We start from the raw sequence: 22,386 nt of genomic DNA on the forward strand, positions 1-22,386 counted from the left end.
CACGCCACGCCGCGACCCGGGATGCCCGTCAGCTCGCCCGGGGCCAGCGCGGCCGGGTGGCGGGGGGCGCCACGGGCCGACCGGTACCGCCGGGCCGGAGAGCGGGCCGCACCGGAGGTGCGGCGACCCGGCCGGCCGGGCCGCGCGGGGACTGGGAGGCCGCCGGCCGCCCGGCCGACGGGCCGGACAGCACGAACGGGAAGGGCACGTGCACGAACGGGTTCCCGTGACGTACCAGGGCGTCGATCTGGCGCTCGTTGAGGCCGTGGGCCTCCAGCACCCGCCGCCCCCACCGGTGCAGCCGGCAGGGGTACGCGGCGCCGTCGTTGCGGCACTTCGGTCCGGCGGGCCACTCCTCGGCGGCGTGCACCACCACCGCCCGGACCGCGAGCCGGACATCCTCGGGGGTCAGCGATGCCGGCACCGGCACCTCGCCCAGGATCTGATCGATGGGATCCGTCGACTGCTCACCAACTCGCACGGCAGGCCTCCCGCAGCTCGGCAGCGGTGCGGCGGACCGGCCGCACCACATCCTCGACCACTGGTACGGCCCCGTGCCGGCAGCAGTTCAATCCGCACCCGGCGGTCAGACCAACCCGGCGTCCTGCACCAGCAGCGCCACCTGCACCCGGTTGTTCAGGTCGAGCTTGGTGAGCAGGCGCGAGACGTACGCCTTCACGGTGGCCACGCTCATGAACAGCTCCGCCGAGATCTCCGCGTTGGTCCGGCCCTGCCCGAGCGCCACGGCGACCTCCCGCTCCCGCTCGGTCAGCCCGTCGAGCAGCCGCAGCGCCCGGTCCCGCCGGGAGTCCGGCGCCCGGGCCGGCGCCGGGGCGGTCACGTGCGCGATGAGCTTGCGGGTCACCGCCGGTGACAGGGTCGCCTCGCCGGCCGCGACCCGGCGCACCGCCGCCACGATCTCGGCGGGCGGGGTGTCCTTGAGCAGGAAGCCGGCCGCCCCGGCGCGCAGCGCCCGCAGCACCTGCTCGTCGGCGTCGAAGGTGGTCAGCACCAGCACCTCGGGCGGGTCGGGCGCGGCCCGCAGCGCCTCGGTGGCGGCCAGCCCGTCGACCCGGGGCATCCGGATGTCCATGAGCACCACGTCGGGGGCGTACGCGGCGACCGCGGCGGGCACCTCCGCGCCGTCGGTGGCCTCGCCGACCACCCGGACGTCCGGCACCCCGCCGAGGATCATCGACAGCGCGGCCCGGACCAGCGCGTCGTCGTCGACGATCAGCACCCGGACGGGCGGCTCGGCGCTCACGCGGGAGCCCAGGGCAGCCAGGCGATGAGCCGGAAGTCGCCGTCGGCGTCCCGCCCGTGGTCGAGCCGGCCACCGGCCAGGCTGACCCGTTCCGCCACCCCGACCAGCCCGGTGCCGGTGCCGGGGATCGGCGAGCCCGCCTCGCCGACCGGCCACGGGTTGCGGATCTCCACGGCCAGGCCGTCGCCGGGGCCGCCGGCCAGCCGGACGGTCACCACCGCCCCGGGCGCGTGCTTGCGGGCGTTGGTGAGCCCCTCCTGCACGATCCGGTACGCGCTGCGCCCGACCGCCGCCGGCACCGCCGCCGGGTCGGCGACCTCGTCCACCACGCTGACCCGTACCCCGGCGGTCCGGGACTCGGCGACCAGCGCGGGCACGTCGCCGAGGGTGGGCTGCGGGCGCTCCGGGGCGGCCTCGGCGGCCGGCTCGGCGCGGAGCACGCCGATCACCTCGCGCAGGTCCTGGAGCGCGGCGTGCGCGCTGGCCCGGATCACGCCGGCCGCCCGGGCCACCTCCGCCGGTGGCGCGTCCGGGCGGAATTCCAACGCGCCGGCGTGCAGGCTGAGCAGGGAGATCCGGTGCGCCAGCACGTCGTGCATCTCCCGGGCGATCCGGGTCCGTTCGAGCTGGCGGGCCTGGTCGAGTCGGAGCTGCTGCTCGGCCTCGGCCCGCTCGGCCCGGTCGCGCAGCGACAGCACGAGCTGGCGGCGGGCCCGGACGAACAGCGCCCAGGCCACCGTGCCGCCGATGAAGAGCAGGGTCCAGGCCACGGCCGCCCAGAACGGCAGCACCGGATCGGGGCGGATCGCCAGGTAGAGCGGCGTCGTCACCAGGTGCCAGCCGACCAGCGCCAGGGCCACCGCCAGCCGCTGGTGCACCACCAGCGTGAACAGGATGATCAGCAGCGCGATCCCGGAGGTGACCGAGAAGAGGGCCAGCGGCGCGGCGGCCACGGCCAGCCCGACCGGCCAGCGCCGGCGCAGCCAGAGGGCGGCGCTGACCAGCAGCCCGATGGCCAGGTCCAGCTGGTTCAGCCAGGCCGGCCCGAGGTTCATGGCGAACTCCGGCTCCGGCCGCACCGAGTCGCCGTAGGCGAGCAGCACCCAGGCCACCGAGAACAGGAAGGCCAGGCTGTCGACCAGCCAGTCCCGGGGCGTACGCCGGGGCACCCGGGCGGCGGGCGTCAGGGAGCCCGGCAGCAGCCAGGGGTGATCGGGTACGACGGCGCTGCTCATCCACCCATGCTAGGAAGCCCCTTCCGGGCCCCACCAGCTACCAAAGTCGACGTCTGGCGGTAGACCGAGGTATCGGCGGCACCGACCGCCGGCCGCAGCGGGCGACCGGGTCGCCCCGGCAGGCTCGACGGCATGATCGAAGTCGACCACCTCACCAAGCGGTACGGCCCGCACACCGCCGTCGAGGACGTCTCGTTCCGCTGCGAACCGGGCACGGTGACCGGCTTCCTCGGCCCGAACGGCGCCGGCAAGTCCACCACCATGCGGATGATCTGCGGGATGACGACGCCCAGCGCGGGCGGCGCCACGGTCGCCGGGCGGCCCTACCGGCAACTGCCCAACCCCGGGCGGGAGATCGGCGTCCTGCTCGACGCCTCCGCGCAGCACGCCGGGCGGACCGGGCGGGAGGCGCTGGCCCTGGCCGCCCGGACCATGGGCGTGGCGCGCGGGCAGGTCGCGGCCAAGCTGGACCTGGTCGGGCTGAACGAGACCGCGGCGCGGCGGCGGGTCGGGGCGTACTCCCTGGGCATGCGCCAGCGGCTCGGCCTGGCGCTGGCGCTGCTGGGCGACCCCCGGGTGCTGATCCTCGACGAGCCGGCCAACGGCCTCGACCCGGAGGGCATCTTCTGGATGCGCGGCCTGCTGCGCGACTTCGCCGACCGGGGCGGCACCGTGCTGCTCTCCTCGCACCTGCTGCGCGAGGTGGAGGCGGTGGCCGACCGGCTCGTGGTGATCGGCGGCGGCCGGGTGGTCGCCCAGGGCGGCAAGGACGAACTGCTGTCCGGCGCCGGCACCCTGGTCCGCGCCCGGGACCAGCACGCCCTGCGGCTGACCCTGGACCGGGCCGGCCTGCCGGCCACCGCGGGCACCGACGGCGGCTACGTCGTGCGGGCCGAGCCGGAGGCCGTCGGCCTTGCCGCGGCGGACGCCGGGCTGGTCCTCACCGAGCTGCGCCCGGCCGGCAGCGGCGGCCTCGAACAGCTCTTCCTCACCCTCACCGCCGGCGCGTCCACGAAGGAGGCCGTCCGATGACCGCCGTCACCGCCCCCGCTCTGCGCCGCCCGGCCGCGACCGGGCCCTCGCTGGCCCGGCTGACCGGGGTCGAGCTGCGCAAGCTCGCCGACACCCGGGCCGGACGCTGGCTCCTGATCACCATGGGCCTGGTCGCGGCCGCCATCGTGACGGTGCAGATCTTCGTGCTCAAGGACCCCGAGCAGACCTTCACGGCCTTCTTCACCCCGTCGCTGTTCCCGGTGGGGCTGCTCCTGCCGGTGCTGGGCATCCTCTCCATCACCGGGGAGTGGTCGCAGCGCACCGCGCTGACCACCTTCGCCCTGGTGCCCCGCCGGGAGCGGGTGGTCACCGCGAAGCTCGCCGCCGTGGTGCTCGCCGCGCTGGCCTCGGTGCTGGTCAGCCTGGCCGTCGCCGCCGCCGGCACGCTGGCCGCCCGGGCCACCGGCGGCGCGGGCGCCTGGACGTTCGACTGGCACCTGCTGCCGTACGCGGCGGTGTTCCAGGTGGCGAACGTGCTCATGGGCGCGGGCTTCGGCCTGCTGCTGCTGAACACCCCGCTGGCGATCGTCACCTACCTGCTGCTGCCCACCGTGTGGAGCATCCTCGCCGCGATGATCCGGGCGCTGCGCGAGCCGGCGCGGTGGCTGGACACCTCGGTCACCATGGAGCCCCTGCTTGGCCCTGAGGTGACGGCCGGGCAGTGGGGCCGGCTCGGGGTGTCGCTGGCCGTGTGGCTGCTCGTCCCGCTGGCCGCCGGGCTGGTCCGTACGCTGCGCCGGGAGGTGTCCTGACCGTGGCGCGGGGGTCCGGCGAGGCCGTCGTGGTCAGTGGCGGCGCCGGCGAGCTGGTGCTGATGTGGGCCGGGTTCCCGCTGCTCGGGGCGGGGCTGGGCGCGGCGCTGGCCGCCGTGTCCGGCTGGGTGGCCGACCTGCCCTGGTTCCCGTTCCAGGGCTGGTTCGCGCTGCTGGACCGGTGGCCGGAGGAGCGGTCGTACCCGGTCGGGGCGGGGCTGGCCGCGCTGGCCGGCCTGGTGCTCGCGTTCCTGGGCACCCGGGAACGGTTGACCGTGACGGTGGGGCGGGCCTCGGTCCGGCTGCACCGGGACGGCCACGGCCGGGACGTGGCGCGGGCCGCGGTCACCGGCGTCTTCCTCGACGGGCGGGCGCTGGTGTTGCTGGACGCCGCCGGCGGCGAGCTGGCCCGGGAGCGGTCCGACCTCAGCCCGGAGGGCCTGCGCGCGGCGTTCACCGGGCAGGGCTGGCCCTGGGTCGCGCAGGACCCGTACGGGTCGGCGTACCGGCGCTGGGTCGAGGGCCTGCCGGGGCTGCCGGCCGGGGCGGACGCGCTGCTGCGGGCCCGGCAGCGGGCGGTCGACGCCGGCCGGGGCGGCGAGGCGGGTGAGCTGCGCGGCGAGCTGGCCCGGCTCGGCGTGGTGGTCCGGGACGAGGGGAAGCGGCAGTACTGGCGGCTGGTCCCCGGTCCGCCGGACCGGGACGGCGTGCGGCGGTAGCGTCGGCGGTGGGACCACCGAGGCCGGGGAGGGTGCGATGACCGAGCGGCAGCCGTACCGCGTGGTGGCTCGTCACCCGGGGTTCGAGCTGCGCCGCTACCCGGCCCACCTGGTCGCCGAGGTGCGCGTCGAAGGGTCGTTCGAGTCGGCCGGCAACGCGGCGTTCCGGCCGCTCGCCCGGTACCTCTCCGGCGCGAACCGGTCGCGGCGGGCGGTCCCGGTGATCGCGGCGGTGGCACCGGGGGCCGCCGGCGCGGAGCGGATCGCGATGACGGCTCCCGTGCTCCAGGAGGAGGGCGACCGGCCGGGGTGCTGGCTGGTGCGGTTCGTGATGCCGGCGGGCTTCACTCCGGCCACGCTGCCCGAGCCGACGGACCCGCTGGTCCGCACCCGGGAGGTCCCCGCGCAGCTCGCCGCGGCGATGCGGTTCTCCGGGCGGTGGACCGCGCGGGCGTTCGAGCGACGGGCCACCGCCCTCGGCCGCGCGGTCACCGCCACCGGCCTGCGCCCGACCGGTGCCGTCCGGTACGCCCGCTACGACCCGCCGTGGAAGCCCTGGTTCCTGCGCCGTAACGAGGTCGTCCTCCCGGTCGCCGAATAGTCGGCGGCCGGCGCGGTCGCCGGGCCACCGCCGGACTCGGTGGCCCCGCCCGCCAGATGGGAGACCCCGTGCGCCGCTGGCCCGCCGCCCTGGCCCTGGTGCTGCTGCTCGCCGGCTGCGGCGGGGGCAGCGACACGACCGCCCGGCCGACCTGGGCGACCCCCGCGCCGAGCGCGCCGGCCCCGCTGACCGTGACGGAGGCGAAGGGCCGCTACCTGGCCATCGTGGCGCCGTACAACACGGCGCTGGAGAAGCTGGAGGAGGCGCTGAAGGCGGGCCGGCCGTGGCGGACGGTGCGGGGCCTGACCCGGACGGTCGCCACCACCAACGCCGCGCACGCCGAGCAGCTCCGCGCCACCGCCTGGCCGGCCGTGGCGCAGGCCCCGGTCGCCGCGCTGCTCAAGGAGAACGAGGTGGCGCTGCGGCACTGGCGGCTCGCGGCCGAGGCCGGCAGCGCCGCGGTGCTCATGCGGGAGATCCGCGCTGCCGCCGCGCACGACGGCGGCTCGCAGGCCGACAAGGTACGCACCAGCCTCGGCCTCCCGCTCTACCGGGACTCCTGACCTCCGGACGACGTCGGGCCCGCGCCGAGGTGCGGCGCGGGCCCGACGGGGTGGGATAGCTACTTCCGGTTGCCCGTGTTGTTCACCCGGAAGGTGTAGTCCGCGTCCAGGTAGGTGAGGTCACCGGTCGGCAGGTTGGAGATCAGGACGGCGAAGTCGTCCTGGTTGCCGTTGGCGCACTTCGTCTGCAGGCCGCTGGCGGTGAAGTGGTCGCCGGTGGACCGGTAGACCCAGTTGCCCGCGCCGTCGGTGGTCTCCCCCGCCGAGGTGACGCCCGGCGTGAGGTCGCAGTGGCTGACCACCTGGACCGTCCAGTTGTTGTCCTGCACGCCGTCGGTGGCGATCCAGTTGCCCGCCGCGGAGGTGAGGTTCGCCGCGGCGCCGTTGACCCGGACGTCATCGACGAACCAGCCGGTGTCCATGTACGCGGCGTCGGTGGAGTAGCGGAACCGCACGTCCGTGGTGCCGGCCGGCAGGTCGGCGGTGAGGTGCAGGTAGACCGGGTCGTCCACGAAGTACTCGCCGCCGGAGGTGCCGGTCAGGCCGTTGCCCTCCTCGTTGTTGCCGTGGGGGTCGTCGTCGGTGGTGACGACCTGCCCGGCGTCGTTGCGCACCGGCACCGTCACCCAGTTGCCGCCGACGAGCGCCTCGACGAAGCCGTAGTCCCAGCCCTCCTCGATGAAGTACCAGCTCCAGAAGTCCAGCGAGGTGACCGCGCCGGAGGTGTTCACGTCGAGGATGTTGTCGTCCTGGCTCTCGTAGCCGGCGTACCAGTGCGTCGTGCCGGTGTGCGGCGCGATCACCGTCTCGTCGTCGCCGTCGAAGGCCAGCGACACGGTCGGGCCGGGGTTGCGGAACCGCTCGACCGACATGCCGAACGGCACGGCGGTGGTGTCCGGGCGGTTCTTCAGCCGCGCCCACTTGGCCTCGGGGGTGGCGCCGTTGTAGCTGCCTCGGCCGCCCCAGAAGACGTCGTCGGCGATGTCGATCGTCCACGAGGTGTCAGCCGGGTCGCCGAAGTTGAACGCCTTGATGTCGTAGATCGGCGAGTCCTCGTCGTCGAGGTAGACCGCCACCGACCAGTCGCGGAACAGGTCGGCCGCGCTGCGCAGGTGCGCCCCGGTCGCCGCGTTGAAGTCGTCGATGGCGTTCTGCACGCCGGCCATGCCGTCGGCCTGCTCCTCGAAGATCGTCTTGATGAGCAGGTCACCGGCCTTGCCGTCGTACTGCTTGTCCGGGGTGTAGGTGCCGTCGCCGTTGCCGCCCGCCTGCTCCCAGAGGTACTGGAAGTAGGTGAACGCCGCCCCGTAGTTCGCGAGGCTGCCGCCCCAGCGGGTCAGCGAGGTCTCCTCGTACAGGACCTGGTGGTTGGTGAGGTGCGAGCCGCCGGCGTCCAGGCCGTTGAGGAAGATGGCGAAGTCGGCCAGGCCCTCGTCGACCCAGGACAGCTCACCCGGGTCGCTGTAGTTGTGCAGCAGGTGCTCCAACTCGTGGGCGACCGTGCCCTCGTACAGCTCCGGCCGGTCGTTGGCCGGGTTGGCGTCCCGCCACGGCGAGTCGTTCGGGCCGACCCGGTTGGCCCAGTCAAGACCGTCGACTGAGATGACGTTCATGCCGACGCTGTCGATGAAGTCCGGCGCGAAGTAGCCGGCGGTGTACGAGGTGACCGCGCAGTCGTAGTACGCGTCGTCCTGGATGTTGTAGACCAGCATCACCAGCGAGTCGCTGGCCGGCTCGTCCGGGTCCGCCGCGTCCATCGGGCCGTAGTGTTCCTCGTCCACGGCGACGATCTGGTCGGCGAGCTTGTCGCCCACGTAGTTGATCTGCGCCTGGGTGAGGGTGAACTGCGCGGCCGTCGCGGTGGCGCAGGGAACGAACTCGTCGCCCGGGTTGTGGTCGAACTGCGGGTCGAGGCTGGCCACGCCGGTCGGCGCGGTGCCGTCGAGCGGGGTGCCCTTCGGGACGTAGATGTAGACCGGGGTGCCGTCGGGGGTGGTGTTGGCGTAGACCCGGGTGAAGTCCTGGTTGTAGGTGCCGCCCGCCGCGCTGTCGTTGATCGGCACCGTGATGGTCGGCTCGCCGGGAAGGTTCTCGTGGTCGTTGGCCTCGGCCGGGGCCGAGACCGTGAAGGCGAGCGCCGTCACGCCCGCCACCGCGGCCGCGATCCGGCTCGGTCGTCTCATTCGCACGCGGATGCCTCCTGCCATGAGGCGGTGATCAGCTCCGGCCACCGCCGTCGGATGAGCAGTTGCCCGGTCGGTGCCGCCCGAGGCAGCAGCTGACCAGGGGAATTTTGTCTTCAGGCAACCACTTGCGACGGTGCGGCGGGAGGGAGCTTCGGTAACGAATGTGTCACGAACGCGAGTCACTTGTCCGCGCGCGGATAGCGGGCGGCGGCGGTTCTAGGCTGGGGGTCCACGTGACGCCGAGGCGAGGAGGCCCGATGACCCGCTACGCCGCCCTGCTGCGGGGCGTGAACGTCGGCACCACCCGCCTCGCCATGGCCGACCTGCGCCGCCTCGTCACCGACCTCGGGCACGAGGACGTCAAGACCTACCTGCAGAGCGGCAACGTGGTCTTCAGCAGCCCGCCGACGAAGGACGACATCCTGGCTGAGGGCATCGCCCGCAAGCTCGCCGACGAACTGGGCCTGCGCGTGCCGGTGCTGGTGCGCAGCGGCGACGAACTGGCCTCGGTCGTGGCGGCCAGCCCGTACGCCGGGAAGCAGGACGACCCGACCCGGGTGCTGGTGGCCTTCCTCGCGGCCGCGCCGAGCAAGGCCAAGGTCAGGGACCTCGCCGCGCCGGCCGGGGAGAACCTGGAGTTCGCGGTCGACGGCCGGGAGATCCACCTGCACTTCCCCGACGGCGGCTACGGGCGGACCAAGTTCACCAACGCCCACCTGGAGAAGAAGCTGGGCGTGGTGGCGACCACCCGGAACTGGAAGTCGGTGCTGGCGCTGCGCGACCTGGCCGCCGGCTGAACGGAGGGGCCGGCCCCGTGACCCGGCCCCTCCCCCACCGGCCTCTAGAAGTGGTACGCCGTGTGGTACTCCGGCACCAGCACGCGGCTGCGCGGCGACGCCTTCCGCACGGCGGCGATCAGGTCCTCGAGGCGCTTGCGGTCGTTCGGCGCCACCGTCGGCGGGTTGGTCAGCGGGGTCTCGAAGTTGTCCCAGTGCACCGGCACCACGACCTTCGGGTAGTCGAGTGCGGCCATCAGCCGGGGCACGTAGTCGGCGGTGGCGGTGCTCGCGGCGGAGGCCACCATGGCCACGTCGGGGGCCAGCCCGACCAGGTTGCGCTCGGCGAAGTCGCTCGCCCCCATGAAGAACACCGACGGGCCGCCGTCGACCCGGATCTGGTACGCCAGGGTGTCCCCCTCCGGCAGGTCGGAGATCTTCTCCGGCCTGGGCGGCCGGCTGACCCGTACGCCCGGGAAGGCCATCGACCAGGCGCCGTTGCGGCTGTGCCGGGAGCTGACCACCTCGACCGTGTACGCGCCGAAGTCGAGCACCTCGCCGCCCTTGACCGGGGCGAGCTGCCCGGACGGCAGCCCGTAGGCCAGCCCGAGGTGGTAGGCGGTAAGGGTGCCGAAGACCCGGCCGCCGGTCCGCTCGGCGATGTGGGGCACGTCGTTGAAGTGGTCCCAGTGGGTGTGCGTGACCAGGATGTTCTCGGCCCGGTCCACCAGCGGGTCGACGACGGTGGTGTCCACCGTCAGCGGGGTGTTCTCGTTGAACGCGCCCTTGAACAGGCCGGTGTCGTAGCGGCTCAGGTACGGGTCGACCAGCACCGTCCGGTTGCCGATGTCGATCCGCCAGCCCGACGTACCCCACCAGCGGAAGCTGACCGCGCCGGAGCCCCCGGCCCCGGCGGTGGCGGCGGTGGTGGTGTTGGCGGCCCGGGCCGGCGCGCCGGCGGCGAGGCCGGCGGTCGAGACGGCGGCGGCGCCCACCGCGGCGTCGCGCAGGAAACGGCGGCGGTCGTACGACCGTTCGTCGAGCATGGAGCGTCCTCCCCGTGGAGCAGGTTGTTCGGTGGCCCCACCCCACCACCGGCCGCCCGCCGATGTCCAAGATCGTCCGCTGGTACGGTCGATACGCGTCCGGATATCACCGCAGGTCACGGCCCCGCGAACGGCCCGAGCCGGCCGGGAAATCAGCCGGCGCGCAGCGCCTCCACGGCGGCCCGGGCGGCGTCGCCCATGGCCCGGTCCACGTCGATCCGGCGGGTGCTGAGTCGCTCGGTGCGCGCGAAGACCGCGACCGCGTACCGGCCGCCGTCGGGATACTCGACGACCCCGGCCTCCAGGTGCAGGCCGGGCAGGGTGCCGGTCTTGCCGGCGACCCGGACGCCGGGCGGGAAGCCGGCGGCGAGCCGGGTCCAGAAGAGCTGCCGGGCCATCAGCTCGCGGACCGTCGCGCAGGCGGCGGGCGGACCGGCCTCGTCCCGCCAGATCAGCCCGAGCAACCGGGTGATCTCCCGGGCCGTGCTGGAGGTGGTGTGGGCCGGGTCGAAGACCCGCATGGCCCGGACCCGCTCCGGCGGCAGCGTGGGGAAGATCCGGGCGAAGTCGGCCTCGGTCCGGGCCCCCACGTCGGCCAGCATCGTCTCCACCAGCTGGCGGGGGCCGCCGACGATCCGGGTACGCGGCAGGTCCAGCTCGGCGGCGAGCATCGGCAGCACGTCCGGGCCCACCCGGCGCAGCAGCAGGTCGGCCGCCGTGTTGTCGCTGACCGACATGGCGAAGTAGGCCAGGTCGCGCAGGGACACCTCGACGTCGTCGGCGCAGCCGGCGACACCCCAGCCGCCGAGCCGGTCGGCAGCCCCGACGAGCACCCGCTCGGCCGGGTCGAGCTGCCCGGCGACGGCCTGCCGGGCGAACTCCAGCACCAGCAGGATCTTGAACACCGAGGCGATCACCACCTGCTCGTCGGCGCGCAGCGCCACCTCCCGCCCCGGCGCGTCGACGTCCACGACGTGCAGGCAGCCGCTGATCCCGGCCCGCTGGAAGATCTCCCCGATCCGCTCCGCGCTCACCCCGACACGCTAGCCACCGCAGATCGGGGCGGGCGTAGGGTGGCCCGTCGTGGACCTGCTGCGACACCTGCGGCACTTCGTGGTGGTGGCCCGGGAGCTGCACTTCGGCCGGGCGGCCGAGGTGCTCGGCATGGCGCAGCCGCCGCTGAGCCAGTCGATCCAGCGGCTGGAACGCGAGCTGGGCGCCACCCTCTTCGACCGGTCGCAGCGCCGGGTCCGGCTCACCACGGCCGGCCAGCTCCTGCTCGGCGAGGCCGACGACCTGCTCGCCGGGGAGCGCCGGCTGCGCAACCTCGTCGACCAGGTACGCCGGGGCGCGCTCGGCGTGCTGCGCGCCGGCGTACCCCCGGAGACCCCGGCCGTGACACTGCGCGCGCTGCTCGACGGGCTGGCCGCCCGGGCGCCCGGGCTCGACCTGGACCTGCACGAGCTGACCAGCGCCGAGCAGCAGCGGATGCTGGCCGAGGGGCGGCTCGACGTCGGCCTGCTGCACCACCCGGTCGAGGAGACCGGGCTGCGCTTCGGCCCGGCCGTGGACGCGCCGGTCGGGGTGCTGCTGCCCCGGGCCGCCCCGGTGGCCCGGGGCCGGGAGGTGGAGCTGGCCGACCTGGCCGGCCTGGACCTGATCACCGCGCCGCCGGCCACCGCGCCCGGCTGGCACGGCCACCTGCTGGCGGTCTGCCGGCGGCACGGCTTCGTGCCCGCCCGGGTCCGGCCCGCCCGCAACCCGGAGTTCCTGTTCGGACTGCTGCTGGCCGGCGGCGCGGTCGCCCTGGAACCGGAGTCCCTGGCCCGCCGCGAGCCCCGGATCGCCTGGCGGCCGCTGGCCGGCGCACCCCTGGTGAAGCGCACCTCGGCGGCCTGGCCGGCCCGGGCGGGCCACCCCGCCGCCCCGATGTTCGGGCAGCTCGCGGCCGAGGTGCTGGCCGCCGCGGAGCCGCCGCTGCCGACGGCGGCGCCCGCGTCGGCCGCGCGGCCCTGGCCGGTGCTCTTCGAGGCCGGCCAGGGCGGGCAGAGCGTCGGTCAGCAGCCGCAGGTGTAGTAGAGGATGTCCCAGTGGCTGCCTTCCTTGGTGTAGAGGTTGCCGGAGGGCGCGCGGTACTGGTAGCCGAAGCCGGAGATGTAGCCGACGTAGGTGTAGGCGGCGGAGATGTAGTTCTGGATGCAGGTGCTCAGGGCTATGTCGACCTTGTAGCCGTTCCAGTGGCTGTAGGTGCCGCTCGCGTGGCCGATCTCGGTGCCGGCCGTGATGGTGATGGCGCAGCCGCTGGCGCGCTTGAAGGTGATGATCCCGTCGATCGTGGCCTGGCGGATGCCCTCGAAGGAGGTGCAGGTGGCGACGTAACGGTCGCTGCAGTTCCCGCTGGATGTCCAGGAGATACCGGCGGCCCGTAGTTGTGAGGTGGCGCTGGAGTGGCTGATCGCCCATGCCGGAGCGGCCAGCCCGAGAGCGGCGCCGACGGTGACGGCGGTGGCGGTGAGGAGGGTGAGCAGGCGACGACGCAGACCGGTTCGGATGGACGACATGACGCTCCCGTTCCCGTGGCTTCCTGGAGTCCGGCACGACGGTGAAACGACTTGCCGGATTCTTGCCGTCCATCGACGTAACCCGATATATGTCCGACACACACAGGATCGACATCGATTGATGTGTGTGGACTACCTTGCTCGAAGGGGCGGCGCATGGTGGCGGCACAGATCACCCGGCCACGGCCGTGACGAGCCGGAACGAGCGGGTAGAGAAGACTGGTGGCAGGCCCGGCGCCGCGCATGGAAGCGTTCCCGGGCACCCCGGACGATCGGAGATGAGGCTTCCATGGCCCCGAACAGCGTTCCCGACATCTCGCTCAACGACGGCAACACCATCCCGCAGCTCGGCTTCGGGGTCTTCCAGATCGACCCCAAGGACACCGCGCAGGCCGTCGGCACGGCGCTGGAGGTCGGCTACCGGCACATCGACACCGCCGAGATGTACGGCAACGAGGCCGAGGTCGGGCAGGCCGTGCGCACCTCCGGGCTGGACCGGAGCGAGGTCTTCGTCACCAGCAAGCTGAACAACGGCTTCCACCGCCCGGACGACGCCCGCAAGGCGTTCGAGTCGACCCTCCAGGCACTGAAGTTCGACTACCTCGACCTGTTCCTGATCCACTGGCCGCTGCCGACCCTCTACGACGGCGACTTCGTCTCGACCTGGAAGGTGCTGGAGGAACTCCAGCGCGACGGCCGGATCAGGTCGATCGGCGTCTCCAACTTCCAGGTGGCCCACCTGGAGCGGCTGGCCGCCGAGGCGACGGTCACGCCGGCGGTGAACCAGATCGAGGTGCACCCGTACTTCGCCAACGAGGAGGTCCGCGCCTACGGGAAGGCGCACAACATCCTCACCGAGGCGTGGTCCCCGATCGCGCAGGGCAAGGTGCTCGACGACCCGACCGTCGTCGACATCGCCGAGGAGGTCGGCCGGACGCCGGCGCAGGTGGTGCTGCGCTGGCACGTGCAGCGCGGCGACATCGTCTTCCCGAAGTCGACCACCCCGAGCCGGATCGAGGAGAACTTCCGGATCTTCGACTTCGAGCTGGACGACGCGTCGATGGACCGGATCAACGGCCTGAACAAGGGCGAGGCGGGCCGGCAGGGGCCGAACCCGGACACCTTCGACTACGTTCCCCGATGAGCCGCCACCGCGCCCGGGGCCCGGCCGCCGGGCCCCGGGCGCGGGTTCAGGAGTCGACCCGCTCGGCGACCCGGCGGAACGCGGCCTGGGTCGGCGACCCCGGTTCGGGGACGTAGACGATGAGCCGCTGGTCGGTCTCCGGCACGTGCAGCACCCGGCACTCGAACTCCAGCGGACCCAGCTCCGGGTGGGCCACCCGCTTGACCGTCGGGCGCCGCTCCCCCACCTCGTGCTCCGCCCACAGCGCGGCGAACCGCGGGGAGAGCCCGAGCAGCTCGGTGACCAGCGCGGCCAGCGCCGGATCGGCCGGGTAGCGGCCGTAGGCGGCCCGCAGGTCCGCCACGGTGGTCCGCGCGAAGCGCAGCACCTCCGGGTCGGCCCAGTGCGACTCGGGCACCGTCCGGCCGAACATCCAGCGGACCATGCTCCGCTCGCCGGCCGGCACCGCCGACAGGTCGCCGACGAACCAGGCGGCCAGCCGGTTCCAGGCCAGGATCTCGTACGCCGCGTCGACCAGGTAGGCGGGCGTCTCCGACATCGCGTCGAGCAGGTGCCGCAGGCCCGGCGACACCTCCCGGCCGGGCCCGGTCGCCTCCGGCGGGGCCTCCCCGGCGACCCGGAACAGATAGGCCCGCTCGTCCCCGCTCAGCAGCAGCGCCCGGGCCAGCGCGGCGAGCACCTGCCGGGACGGGTGCGGGCCGCGCCCCTGCTCCAGCCGGATGTAGTAGTCGATGGACATGCCGGCGAGCTGGGCGACCTCCTGGCGGCGCAGGCCCGGCGTGCGGCGGCGTACCCCCTCGGGGAGGCCGACCTCGGCGGGGCGTAACCGGGCGCGGCGGGTGCGCAGGAAGTTCGCCAGTTCGTCGCGGCGCAGCGTGCTCATGCCCCCAGCCTGCCGCATCGCCGGCCGCCCGAGGTGGTACCGCCGGTACCAGCCTCGGCGGGCCTCTCCCGCCGGCCCGCGACCGGCGGCAGGCTCGACCGCATGACGACGACGATCGCCCTGATCACCGGGGCCAACAAGGGAATCGGCCTGGCCACCGCCCGGCAGCTCGGCGCGCGCGGGATGACCGTGCTGGTCGGGGCGCGCGACGCCGCGCGCGGCGGGGAGGCGGCGGACAAACTGCGCGCCGAGGGGGTGGACGCCCGGTTCGTGCCGCTGGACGTCACCGACGCGGCGTCGGTCGCCGCCGCGGCCGAGCTGGTCGAGCGGGAGTACGGCCACCTGGACGTGCTGGTCAACAACGCGGGCATCATCCGGGCCGACGGGTCGGCGCTGCCCAGCGAGACCACCCTCGACACGCTGCGCGAGGTGTACGAGACGAACGTGTTCGGCGTGGTCGCGGTGACCAACGCGCTGCTGCCGCTGCTGCGCCGGGCCCCGGCCGCCCGGATCGTCAACGTCTCCAGCGAGGTCGGCTCGATCGCGGTGATGACCGACCCGGAGGGCGCCCTGTTCGCGCTGACCTCAATCCCCTACCCGTCCTCCAAGACGGCGCTGAACATGGTCACCGCCATGTACGCCAAGGAGCTGCGGGACACCCCGATCAAGGTGAACGCGGCCAACCCCGGCTACTGCGCCACCGACCTCAACCACCACAGCGGTTTCCGCACCCCGGAGGAGGGCGCGGAGGTGAGCGTGCACCTGGCGACCCTGCCGGCGGACGCGCCGAGCGGCCTGCTCTGGGGCTACCAGATGGACGCCGGCGGCGGCTACGGCGTGCTCCCGTGGTGAGGGTTTGACTTCGCGCGCACTCGAAGGTGGAGGGTGGTGGGCACGCTCTGACGGGGAGGAAACCATGCGTTACCGCACCATCGGCACCGATCCGGCCACCCGCCGCGAGGTGAGCGTGCTCAGCCTCGGCGCGATGCTCTTCGGCACCGCCACCGACGAGGCCACCTCGTACGCCATCCTCGACCGGTACGTCGAGGCCGGCGGCACCTTCATCGACACCTCGGACAACTACGCGTTCTGGCAGAACGGGGGCCAGGGCGGGGAGAGCGAGGAGCTGCTGGGCCGCTGGCGGCGCAGCCGCGGCGTCGGCGGCGAGGTGGTCGTCGCCACGAAGCTCGGCGCCCGTCCCCTCGCCCCGGGCACCAGCTACGTGGACAACGCCGAGGGCCTGTCGGCCAAGGTGATCCGCGAGTCGGCCGAGCGCAGCCGGGAACGGCTCGGCGTGGACCGGCTCGACCTGCTCTACGCGCACATCGAGGACCGGACCGTGCCACTGGAGGAGACGGTCCACGGCTTCGCGGAGCTGGTCGCCGAGGGCGCCGTCGGGCTGCTGGGCGCCAGCAACCACCGCGCCTGGCGGGTCGAGCGCGCCCGGGCCGTCGCCGCCGCGGCCGGCCTGCCCGGGTACGAGGTGCTCCAGTACCACCGCAGCTACCTGGCGCGGCGGCCGGACCTGCCGAGCGAGCTGGACCCGGACGGCGACGTCGGCTGGGTCGGCCCGGACCTGGCCAGCTACCTGCGGGCCGAGCCGCGGCTCACCCTGGTGGCCTACTCACCGCTGCTCAAGGGCGCGTACGCGAAGCCGGAACGCCTCGGCGAGGACTACGCCCTGCCCAGCACCCCGGCCCGGCTGGCGGCGCTGCGCGCGGTGGCCGACGAGACCGGGGCGACGGTCAACCAGGTGGTGCTCGCCTGGCTGCTGGGCGGCGACGTGCCGGCGATCCCTCTGGTCGGCTTCTCCTCGGTGGCGCAGTTGGAGGAGAGCCTCGCGGCGGTCGAGCTGGAGCTGACCCCGGAGCAGCGGGCCCGGCTGGACACCGCCCGCTGACGCCCCTGCACACGGGCGGGCCACCCGTCCGTGCCCCTGAAATCCGCCAGTTCCTCTTCAATATTCGGTGACTACAGGCGCAAGGCTGAAACCTACAGACGCACCCCATGGCAGATCTCCTGCCATGGGGTGCGTCCAGTTGTCGGCAGACGATGCCGCCCGAGACATGATCGACTGACGAACTACGCGAGCTCGCTCAGGTTTCCCTCGACAACCGCCTTGACTGAACCTACGTCCACCCCTATAGTTTCTATAGTTGACCCTAGGCGGCGGAGTCGGAGCCGTCATTGCGCAGCCGATCCAGGCCCACCTCCGTGAGGGACACCGTGAAGCAGATCGACGTATACGACGACACGTACGACCGACTCAGGTTCGCGGCCAAGGTGTTCGGCGTATCGATCGCAGAGGTCGTCGAGCGGATGGTGCAGACGCATGACGGGCCACAAGTAGGGGCTGTCAAGCCAGAGCAGCCCGCCCCCCCCACCCAGACTCATGAAGTACCGGTACACGTCGTGTACCAGAACATCCGAATCCAAGGACTTTTCGAGCCGGACACGAACCTCTTGAGGATCACGACCGGGGACCTCGCCGGCCGCACATACTCCTCACCCAGCGCTGCCGCGATAGCTGTGGTGGAGAAGATGAACCCCGGGCGCGCGTTTCCCCAGACCAACGGTCGAACCTTCTGGGTGGTTGACAGCACGGGAAAGACGCTTCGCTCGATCCTCGGAAAGCGCTAGCTCTCTTCTTAAGAAGCTAAAAAGAACGACGGCCTCGCTGTGCGAGGCCGTCAGGCCGGAGAGCAGGTCACCGGCGGAGTTGAAGCAAGGCTAACCGCCTCAAGCGAGCTGTGCAACCCTCCGGCCGTATGACGGCCCCCACCCCGAGGAGGACCGGTGGCCGAGGTCATCGCATATGTCGACGGCTTCAACCTCTACCACGGGCTTCGCGAGCGATTCCAGCATCGTTACCTCTGGCTGGACCTTCAGACACTCGTACAGCGGTTGCGCCCTCAAGACAAGATCGTGGCCATCCGGTATTTCACCGCCGCCGTGCGGAACGATCCACCAGCAGAGGCACGCCAACACACCTATCTCGAGGCACTGAAGGCGCATTGCGGCAGCAGCCTTCAGGTCGTCCTGGGCAGGTACCAGGCTAAGTCCCGTACTTGTAGGGGTTGCGGGGCGACATGGATTGCGTACGAGGAGAAGGAAACAGACGTCAACATCGCCGTCACGTTGGTCGCCGACGCCGCCGCCGGCGCGGCCGACATTGCCCTGCTGGTGAGCGCCGACTCCGATCTGTGCCCAGCCGTCCGGCAGGCACGTACAGTCGCGGCCCAGTTCGGACACAAGTTGGGCATGGTCGCTGCCTTCCCTCCTCGCCGGAACAGCAACGAGCTGAGGACCTTGATCCCAGCGTCCTTCCAGCTCTCGCAGGCAAATATCCGAAATTCGCTCCTACCCACCACGGTGACGGACACGTCGACGGGACGCACATACGCTCGTCCTCAGAAATGGTACTGAGGTGCACAGCCACAATGGATCGGCGACGCTTCAACTCAGCTCGACGCGCCAGTCGTTGGAGCGCATCAGCTGCCCCGGCGGGTATTCGAACTCCGTCTCGCCGAGCAGCGTGAACCCGGCCTTGCGGCACACCGCGTTCGACGCCGGATGGTCCACCGACGGGTAGGCGTGCGCGTAGCGCCGGTCGCCGTGCGCCGCGGCCTCCGCGATCAGCGCGCGCACGGCCGCGCTCGCCAGCCCCCGCCCCTGGTACGCCGGCAGCACCGCCCAGCCCATCTCGTAGACCGGCTCGCCGCGCCACTCCCGCGCCCAGTAGCCGACGCTGCCGGCCTTCGTCCCGTCGGGCAGCCCGACGGTGAACATGTGCCCGCTGCGCGGGCCGGGGCCACGCAGGTAGCGCTCGTGCCGGGCGAGCACCTGCTCGTCGGTCTCCGGGCCGCCGGTGTGCGCCCGCACCTCCGGCGCGTTGAGCTGCCGCAGCAGCGCCAGGTCGTCGGCGCTCCACCGCGCGAGGCGTACCTCGGTCATGCCGCCCCCTTCCGTCGCGGCGCCGATTGAAGCACCCACCCCCGACACGCGCCCGCCGCCAGATCCGATCTGGCGGGCTGCCGGCCGGCGTCTGGCGCCTGTGGGACGAGGCCCGACACCAGCGGGGAGGGGAGCATGACGCCGTTGCGGCTCGCCGTGATCATCGGCAGCACCAGGGAGGGGCGGATCGGCGACCGGATCGGTCGCTGGTTCGCCACGCAGGCACGCCGGCGCGAGGGACTGGCCGTGACCGTGCTCGACCTGGCCGGATACGACTTCCCGGCCAGCCTGCCGGCCGAGCCGACCGGGGCGATGCGCTCGTTCGCCGCCGAGGTGAACCGCGCGGAGGCGTTCGCCGTGGTCACCCCCGAGTACAACCACAGCTTCCCGGCCTCGTTGAAACAGGCGATCGACTACGCCTACGACGAGTGGCAGGCCAAGCCGGTCGGCTTCGTGTCGTACGGCTGCCGGTCGGTCGGCCTGCACGCGGTCGACCAGCTGCGGACCGTGTTCACCGCCCTGCACGCGATGACCGTGCGGGACACCGTCGGCGTCGACCTGCTCGACGGCGAGCCGACGGGGCGGGCCGAGGAGCAGCTCCGGCAGGACGTCCGGGTGCTCCTCGACGAGCTCTGCTGGTGGGGCCTGGCGCTGCGCGAGGGCCGCGCGGCGCGCCCGTACGTCTCCTGAGAACACCGACGAAGAGAGGTAGTGATCATGGGTAACCGGAACACCGGCCCGGCCGTCGAGGCCGACGGGCTGGTCCGGTCGTTCGGCTCGACCCGCGCGCTCGACGGCCTGGACCTCCAGGTCCCCGCCGGCACCGTCTACGGGCTGCTCGGGCCGAACGGCGCCGGCAAGACCACCGCGGTACGCGTGCTGGCCACGCTGCTGCGCCCGGACGGCGGGCGGGCCCGCGTCTTCGGCCACGACGTGGTCACCGAGGCGGACGCGGTCCGCGCCCGGGTCAGCCTGACCGGCCAGTACGCCTCGCTCGACGAGGACCTCACCGGGGCGGAGAACCTGGTCCTGCTGGGCCGGCTGCTCGGCCTGGGCCGGCCGGCGGCCCGGCAGCGGGCCGACCGCCTGCTCGCCGCGTTCGGGCTGACCGAGGCGGCCGGGCGGCAGGTGAAGAAGTACTCGGGCGGGATGCGGCGGCGGATCGACATCGCGGCCAGCATCCTCAACACCCCGGACCTGCTCTTCCTGGACGAGCCGACGACCGGGCTGGACCCGCGCAGCCGCAACCAGGTGTGGGAGATCATCCGGGCCGTGGTCGCGCACGGCACCACGGTGCTGCTGACCACCCAGTACCTGGACGAGGCCGACCAGCTCGCCGGGCGGATCGCGGTGGTCGACCACGGTCGGGTGATCGCGGAGGGCACCCCGGGCGAGCTGAAGTCGTCGGTCGGCTCCGGCACCGTCCACGTCCGACTGCGCGACGCCGGGGAGCGGCCCCGGGCCGAGCAGGTGCTGCGGGCGGCGCTGGGCGTGCCGGTGCAGCCGGCGGCGGACCCGGTGGTGCTCACCGCCCGGGTCGGCGAGGACGGCACCGACCTGGAGGCCGGCGAGCAGGCCGCCCGCGCCCTCGGCGAGCTGGCCCGCGCCGGCATCGTGGTGGACGACTTCTCCCTCGGCCAGCCGAGCCTGGACGAGGTCTTCCTGGCCCTGACCGACCACCCCGCCGTGACGGACGAGCGGGACGACGAACTGGAGGCGGCCCGATGAGCGACACCGCGACCACGACCGGGCGGCCGCCGTCCGTCTACGTGCCGTCCGCCGAGGCCCTGGCGACGGTCCTCGCCCCCGGTGAGCGGCCGCCGAGGCCGGGCGCGCTGTCCGCGTCGCTGACCTTCGGCTGGCGGGCGATGCTGAAGATCAAGCACGTGCCGGAGCAACTCTTCGACGTGACCGCGTTCCCGATCATCATGGTGCTGATGTTCACCTACCTGTTCGGCGGCGCGCTCGCCGACAGCCCGCGGGACTACCTGCAGTTCTTCCTGCCCGGCATCATGGTGACCAGCGTCGTGATGATCACCATGTACACCGGCGTCGGGCTGAACAACGACATCGAGAAGGGCGTCTTCGACCGGATCCGCACCCTGCCGGTCTGGCGACCCGCCGCGCTCGTCGGCATGATCTTCGGCGACGTGCTGCGCTACGTGCTCGCCGCGCTGGTCATCCTCGGCGTGGGGCTGGCGCTCGGGTTCCGGCCCGGCGGCGGGCCGGTCGGCGTCCTCGCCGGCATCGGCCTGCTGGTGGTCTTCTCGTTCGCGTTCTCCTGGGTGTGGACGTTCTTCGGCCTGGTGCTGCGCAGCGAGAAGTCGGTGATGGGGGTCAGCATGATGGTGCTGTTCCCGCTGACGTTCCTGAGCAACGTCTTCGTCGACCCGGCCACCATGCCGGGCTGGCTCCAGGCGTTCGTCAAGGCCAACCCGGTCACCCACCTGGTCGCGGCCGTACGCGCCGCGATGGCCGGGTCGACGGACGCCACGAACACCCTGTGGCTGCTGCTGTGGAGCGCCGGGTTCGTGGTCGTCTTCGGCACGCTGACCATGTACCGCTACAACCGCCGCTGACCCGACGGGACGACGGGGGTGTCGCCGCGGCGGCACCCCCGTCGTCGTCCCGCCCCTACCGGACGCGGTTCGCCCACCGCCAGTTGTGCACGAAGCCGTGCTTGACACCGCCGAAGAAGTACGCCCACACGGGGCTCGTGGCGTACGGGCCGATCTCGTCGAACATGGCCTTCGCCTCGTCCCGGCGGTCGGACAGCGAGTAGGCGAGGGCGAGCCAGTTGCGGCACACCATCGCGTCGCCGTGCCGGGGCGGGCCGGCCGCTCGCCACTTTGCCGCGCAGGCGTCGTACTCCTGCCGCACCTCCGGGCGCTGGAAGTACTGGCGGCAGGCCAGCACCCCTTCCGGAGTGGGAGTGCCCCAGTTGAACTCGCGCATCGCGTACTCGAAGTGCGCGAACAGGGGAAGCAGGGTGACCGCCGTCCCGGGCGGCGCGGCGGCGGCGGTGGCCCGGGCCAGGCCGAACATCTCCTCGTGCGAGCCGTACCACTTCTCGCAGAGGAAGCTCACCGCCGCCAGGTGGACGCCCAGGTTGAACGGGTCACGGCGCCGCGCCTCGGTGAACGCCTGGTGGAACTCCGCCTGCCGCGAGCGGCCGTCGGAGAACATCGCCCACAGCACGTCGATCCACGGCACGGGGTCGTGGGGCGCGAGGGCGATGGCTCGGCGCGCGGCGACCGCGGCCTGGGCCGACAGCTCGGCGAACCCCTGGAACTGCTCCTGGGTCGTCTGGCTGGCCGGGGCCGAGCCCCGCGCCCGGCCCGCCCGTTCCGCCAGCGTCGCGGCGAGGAGGACGGCGGCGGTCGGATCGTCGGGAGCGGACACCAGCCAGGCGTCCAGCCACGTGTCGTCGGCGGCGGCGTCGCTGAGGACGGAGACCCGGCGGGCGCGGCGCTCCCAGTCGGAGCCGGCGGCCTCGATCACGTCGCGGGCGACACGCCAGTCGGCGGACGCCTTGTCCCGCGCGGCGCGCAACTCCAGGTCGTCAAGGGCCCGGTCCAGGTCGACGGCCGGCTCGACCGGCCGCTGACCGCGGCTGAAGAGGTTCCGGAACATCGGGGGAGCATATGCC

Annotated in this window: 25 protein-coding genes; 15 read left to right on the plus strand and 10 right to left on the minus strand. The window is 73.1% G+C overall.

Annotation, left to right across the window (positions count from 1 at the left end; translation table 11 throughout):
• Positions 1–28: 28 nt before the first annotated feature.
• The 3 genes from IEY96_RS07860 to IEY96_RS07870 form a co-directional block, all read right to left on the minus strand.
• The gene (locus tag IEY96_RS07860) at positions 29–481 is read right to left on the minus strand and encodes a hypothetical protein (protein WP_189194107.1); all 453 of its coding nucleotides are present in this window, start codon (positions 479–481) and stop codon (positions 29–31) included.
• Positions 482–586: 105 nt separating this feature from the next.
• The gene (locus IEY96_RS07865; RefSeq protein WP_189194108.1) at positions 587–1,264 is read right to left on the minus strand and encodes a response regulator; all 678 of its coding nucleotides are present in this window, start codon (positions 1,262–1,264) and stop codon (positions 587–589) included.
• On the minus strand, positions 1,261–2,499 hold the full coding sequence (locus IEY96_RS07870) for a sensor histidine kinase (protein WP_189194109.1): 1,239 nt from the start codon (positions 2,497–2,499) through the stop codon (positions 1,261–1,263). The genes IEY96_RS07865 and IEY96_RS07870 overlap by 4 nt, the downstream gene beginning before the upstream one ends.
• A gap of 132 nt (positions 2,500–2,631) precedes the next feature.
• Here IEY96_RS07870 and IEY96_RS07875 point away from each other — a divergent pair, with 132 nt between their 5' ends.
• From IEY96_RS07875 to IEY96_RS07895, 5 genes are all read left to right on the plus strand, one after another.
• Positions 2,632–3,531 (plus strand): ABC transporter ATP-binding protein, encoded by a 900-nt coding sequence (locus IEY96_RS07875; RefSeq protein ID WP_189194110.1) that lies wholly within the window; start codon positions 2,632–2,634, stop codon positions 3,529–3,531.
• Positions 3,528–4,304 (plus strand): ABC transporter permease, encoded by a 777-nt coding sequence (locus tag IEY96_RS07880; protein ID WP_189194111.1) that lies wholly within the window; start codon positions 3,528–3,530, stop codon positions 4,302–4,304. Before IEY96_RS07875 ends, IEY96_RS07880 begins: the two co-directional genes overlap by 4 nt.
• A gap of 2 nt (positions 4,305–4,306) precedes the next feature.
• Positions 4,307–5,023: a YqeB family protein gene (locus IEY96_RS07885; protein ID WP_189194112.1), complete on the plus strand. Its 717-nt coding sequence runs from the start codon at positions 4,307–4,309 to the stop codon at positions 5,021–5,023.
• Positions 5,024–5,060: 37 nt separating this feature from the next.
• The gene (locus tag IEY96_RS07890; protein ID WP_189194113.1) at positions 5,061–5,624 is read left to right on the plus strand and encodes an SOUL family heme-binding protein; all 564 of its coding nucleotides are present in this window, start codon (positions 5,061–5,063) and stop codon (positions 5,622–5,624) included.
• Positions 5,625–5,692: 68 nt separating this feature from the next.
• Complete coding sequence (locus IEY96_RS07895; protein WP_189194114.1) at positions 5,693–6,187, plus strand: hypothetical protein; 495 nt, start codon at positions 5,693–5,695, stop codon at positions 6,185–6,187.
• A 59-nt stretch (positions 6,188–6,246) separates the two neighbouring features.
• Here the strand turns inward: IEY96_RS07895 and IEY96_RS07900 are convergent, their stop codons facing one another.
• Entirely contained in the window at positions 6,247–8,376 is a 2,130-nt protein-coding gene (locus IEY96_RS07900) for a M6 family metallopeptidase (protein WP_189194115.1), read from the minus strand.
• 254 nt (positions 8,377–8,630) lie between these two features.
• Between IEY96_RS07900 and IEY96_RS07905 the strand changes: the two genes are divergently transcribed.
• Positions 8,631–9,170, plus strand: a complete 540-nt coding sequence (locus IEY96_RS07905; protein WP_189194116.1) for a DUF1697 domain-containing protein — start codon at positions 8,631–8,633, stop codon at positions 9,168–9,170.
• Positions 9,171–9,214: 44 nt separating this feature from the next.
• On the opposite strand, the gene IEY96_RS07910 is transcribed toward IEY96_RS07905, so the two are convergent.
• Positions 9,215–10,195, minus strand: coding sequence for an MBL fold metallo-hydrolase (locus tag IEY96_RS07910; protein ID WP_189194117.1), 981 nt, complete (start codon positions 10,193–10,195; stop codon positions 9,215–9,217).
• Between the two features lie 152 nt (positions 10,196–10,347).
• Entirely contained in the window at positions 10,348–11,229 is an 882-nt protein-coding gene (locus IEY96_RS07915; RefSeq protein WP_189194118.1) for a serine hydrolase, read from the minus strand.
• Between the two features lie 49 nt (positions 11,230–11,278).
• Between IEY96_RS07915 and IEY96_RS07920 the strand changes: the two genes are divergently transcribed.
• Positions 11,279–12,271, plus strand: a complete 993-nt coding sequence (locus tag IEY96_RS07920) for a LysR family transcriptional regulator (protein ID WP_189194119.1) — start codon at positions 11,279–11,281, stop codon at positions 12,269–12,271.
• Here IEY96_RS07920 and IEY96_RS07925 read toward each other — a convergent pair.
• Positions 12,253–12,756 carry a hypothetical protein gene (locus IEY96_RS07925; RefSeq protein WP_189194120.1) on the minus strand — a complete coding sequence of 168 codons (504 nt, stop codon included), beginning with the start codon at positions 12,754–12,756 and terminating at the stop codon, positions 12,253–12,255. The genes IEY96_RS07920 and IEY96_RS07925 overlap by 19 nt on opposite strands.
• A 289-nt stretch (positions 12,757–13,045) precedes the next feature.
• Between IEY96_RS07925 and IEY96_RS07930 the strand changes: the two genes are divergently transcribed.
• Complete coding sequence (locus IEY96_RS07930; RefSeq protein WP_189194121.1) at positions 13,046–13,900, plus strand: aldo/keto reductase; 855 nt, start codon at positions 13,046–13,048, stop codon at positions 13,898–13,900.
• A 46-nt stretch (positions 13,901–13,946) separates the two neighbouring features.
• Here the strand turns inward: IEY96_RS07930 and IEY96_RS07935 are convergent, their stop codons facing one another.
• Entirely contained in the window at positions 13,947–14,783 is an 837-nt protein-coding gene (locus IEY96_RS07935) for a helix-turn-helix transcriptional regulator (RefSeq protein WP_189194122.1), read from the minus strand.
• Positions 14,784–14,885: 102 nt separating this feature from the next.
• On the opposite strand from IEY96_RS07935, the gene IEY96_RS07940 reads away from it, so the two are divergent.
• From IEY96_RS07940 to IEY96_RS07955, 4 genes are all read left to right on the plus strand, one after another.
• Complete coding sequence (locus tag IEY96_RS07940; protein ID WP_189194123.1) at positions 14,886–15,635, plus strand: SDR family oxidoreductase; 750 nt, start codon at positions 14,886–14,888, stop codon at positions 15,633–15,635.
• 64 nt (positions 15,636–15,699) lie between these two features.
• Positions 15,700–16,683, plus strand: a complete 984-nt coding sequence (locus IEY96_RS07945) for an aldo/keto reductase (protein WP_189194124.1) — start codon at positions 15,700–15,702, stop codon at positions 16,681–16,683.
• A 326-nt stretch (positions 16,684–17,009) separates the two neighbouring features.
• A complete protein-coding gene (locus IEY96_RS07950; RefSeq protein WP_189194125.1) occupies positions 17,010–17,423 on the plus strand; it encodes a DUF4357 domain-containing protein in 414 nt (137 codons plus the stop codon).
• A 156-nt stretch (positions 17,424–17,579) separates the two neighbouring features.
• Positions 17,580–18,209 (plus strand): NYN domain-containing protein, encoded by a 630-nt coding sequence (locus tag IEY96_RS07955; RefSeq protein ID WP_189194126.1) that lies wholly within the window; start codon positions 17,580–17,582, stop codon positions 18,207–18,209.
• Positions 18,210–18,239: 30 nt separating this feature from the next.
• Here IEY96_RS07955 and IEY96_RS07960 read toward each other — a convergent pair whose 3' ends face one another.
• Positions 18,240–18,737, minus strand: a complete 498-nt coding sequence (locus IEY96_RS07960) for a GNAT family N-acetyltransferase (RefSeq protein WP_189194127.1) — start codon at positions 18,735–18,737, stop codon at positions 18,240–18,242.
• Between the two features lie 135 nt (positions 18,738–18,872).
• On the opposite strand from IEY96_RS07960, the gene IEY96_RS07965 reads away from it, so the two are divergent.
• From IEY96_RS07965 to IEY96_RS07975, 3 genes are read left to right on the plus strand one after another with little or no spacing between them, the layout of a single operon-like run.
• The gene (locus tag IEY96_RS07965; RefSeq protein WP_189194128.1) at positions 18,873–19,427 is read left to right on the plus strand and encodes an NADPH-dependent FMN reductase; all 555 of its coding nucleotides are present in this window, start codon (positions 18,873–18,875) and stop codon (positions 19,425–19,427) included.
• Between the two features lie 27 nt (positions 19,428–19,454).
• Positions 19,455–20,465, plus strand: a complete 1,011-nt coding sequence (locus tag IEY96_RS07970) for an ATP-binding cassette domain-containing protein (RefSeq protein WP_189194129.1) — start codon at positions 19,455–19,457, stop codon at positions 20,463–20,465.
• The gene (locus IEY96_RS07975; RefSeq protein WP_189194130.1) at positions 20,462–21,316 is read left to right on the plus strand and encodes an ABC transporter permease; all 855 of its coding nucleotides are present in this window, start codon (positions 20,462–20,464) and stop codon (positions 21,314–21,316) included. The genes IEY96_RS07970 and IEY96_RS07975 overlap by 4 nt, the downstream gene beginning before the upstream one ends.
• Positions 21,317–21,371: 55 nt before the next feature.
• On the opposite strand, the gene IEY96_RS07980 is transcribed toward IEY96_RS07975, so the two are convergent.
• Positions 21,372–22,370, minus strand: a complete 999-nt coding sequence (locus IEY96_RS07980) for a hypothetical protein (protein WP_189194131.1) — start codon at positions 22,368–22,370, stop codon at positions 21,372–21,374.
• Between the last annotated feature and the right edge of the window lie 16 nt (positions 22,371–22,386).

It is taken from the genome of Micromonospora fulviviridis, assembly GCF_014648395.1.
Lineage (GTDB): Bacteria > Actinomycetota > Actinomycetes > Mycobacteriales > Micromonosporaceae > Micromonospora > Micromonospora fulviviridis.

Bases quoted from the DNA above. Each gene is read 5' to 3' on its own strand.
- IEY96_RS07965 (WP_189194128.1), top strand. From the start codon at position 18,873: ATGACGCCGTTGCGGCTCGCCGTGATCATCGGCAGCACCAGGGAGGGG.
- IEY96_RS07925 (WP_189194120.1), bottom strand. From the start codon at position 12,756: ATGTCGTCCATCCGAACCGGTCTGCGTCGTCGCCTGCTCACCCTCCTC.
- IEY96_RS07910 (WP_189194117.1), bottom strand. From the start codon at position 10,195: ATGCTCGACGAACGGTCGTACGACCGCCGCCGTTTCCTGCGCGACGCC.
- IEY96_RS07970 (WP_189194129.1), top strand. From the start codon at position 19,455: ATGGGTAACCGGAACACCGGCCCGGCCGTCGAGGCCGACGGGCTGGTC.
- IEY96_RS07880 (WP_189194111.1), top strand. From the start codon at position 3,528: ATGACCGCCGTCACCGCCCCCGCTCTGCGCCGCCCGGCCGCGACCGGG.
- IEY96_RS07940 (WP_189194123.1), top strand. From the start codon at position 14,886: ATGACGACGACGATCGCCCTGATCACCGGGGCCAACAAGGGAATCGGC.
- IEY96_RS07870 (WP_189194109.1), bottom strand. From the start codon at position 2,499: ATGAGCAGCGCCGTCGTACCCGATCACCCCTGGCTGCTGCCGGGCTCC.
- IEY96_RS07890 (WP_189194113.1), top strand. From the start codon at position 5,061: ATGACCGAGCGGCAGCCGTACCGCGTGGTGGCTCGTCACCCGGGGTTC.
- IEY96_RS07960 (WP_189194127.1), bottom strand. From the start codon at position 18,737: ATGACCGAGGTACGCCTCGCGCGGTGGAGCGCCGACGACCTGGCGCTG.
- IEY96_RS07905 (WP_189194116.1), top strand. From the start codon at position 8,631: ATGACCCGCTACGCCGCCCTGCTGCGGGGCGTGAACGTCGGCACCACC.
- IEY96_RS07945 (WP_189194124.1), top strand. From the start codon at position 15,700: ATGCGTTACCGCACCATCGGCACCGATCCGGCCACCCGCCGCGAGGTG.
- IEY96_RS07975 (WP_189194130.1), top strand. From the start codon at position 20,462: ATGAGCGACACCGCGACCACGACCGGGCGGCCGCCGTCCGTCTACGTG.
- IEY96_RS07935 (WP_189194122.1), bottom strand. From the start codon at position 14,783: ATGAGCACGCTGCGCCGCGACGAACTGGCGAACTTCCTGCGCACCCGC.
- IEY96_RS07980 (WP_189194131.1), bottom strand. From the start codon at position 22,370: ATGTTCCGGAACCTCTTCAGCCGCGGTCAGCGGCCGGTCGAGCCGGCC.
- IEY96_RS07875 (WP_189194110.1), top strand. From the start codon at position 2,632: ATGATCGAAGTCGACCACCTCACCAAGCGGTACGGCCCGCACACCGCC.
- IEY96_RS07930 (WP_189194121.1), top strand. From the start codon at position 13,046: ATGGCCCCGAACAGCGTTCCCGACATCTCGCTCAACGACGGCAACACC.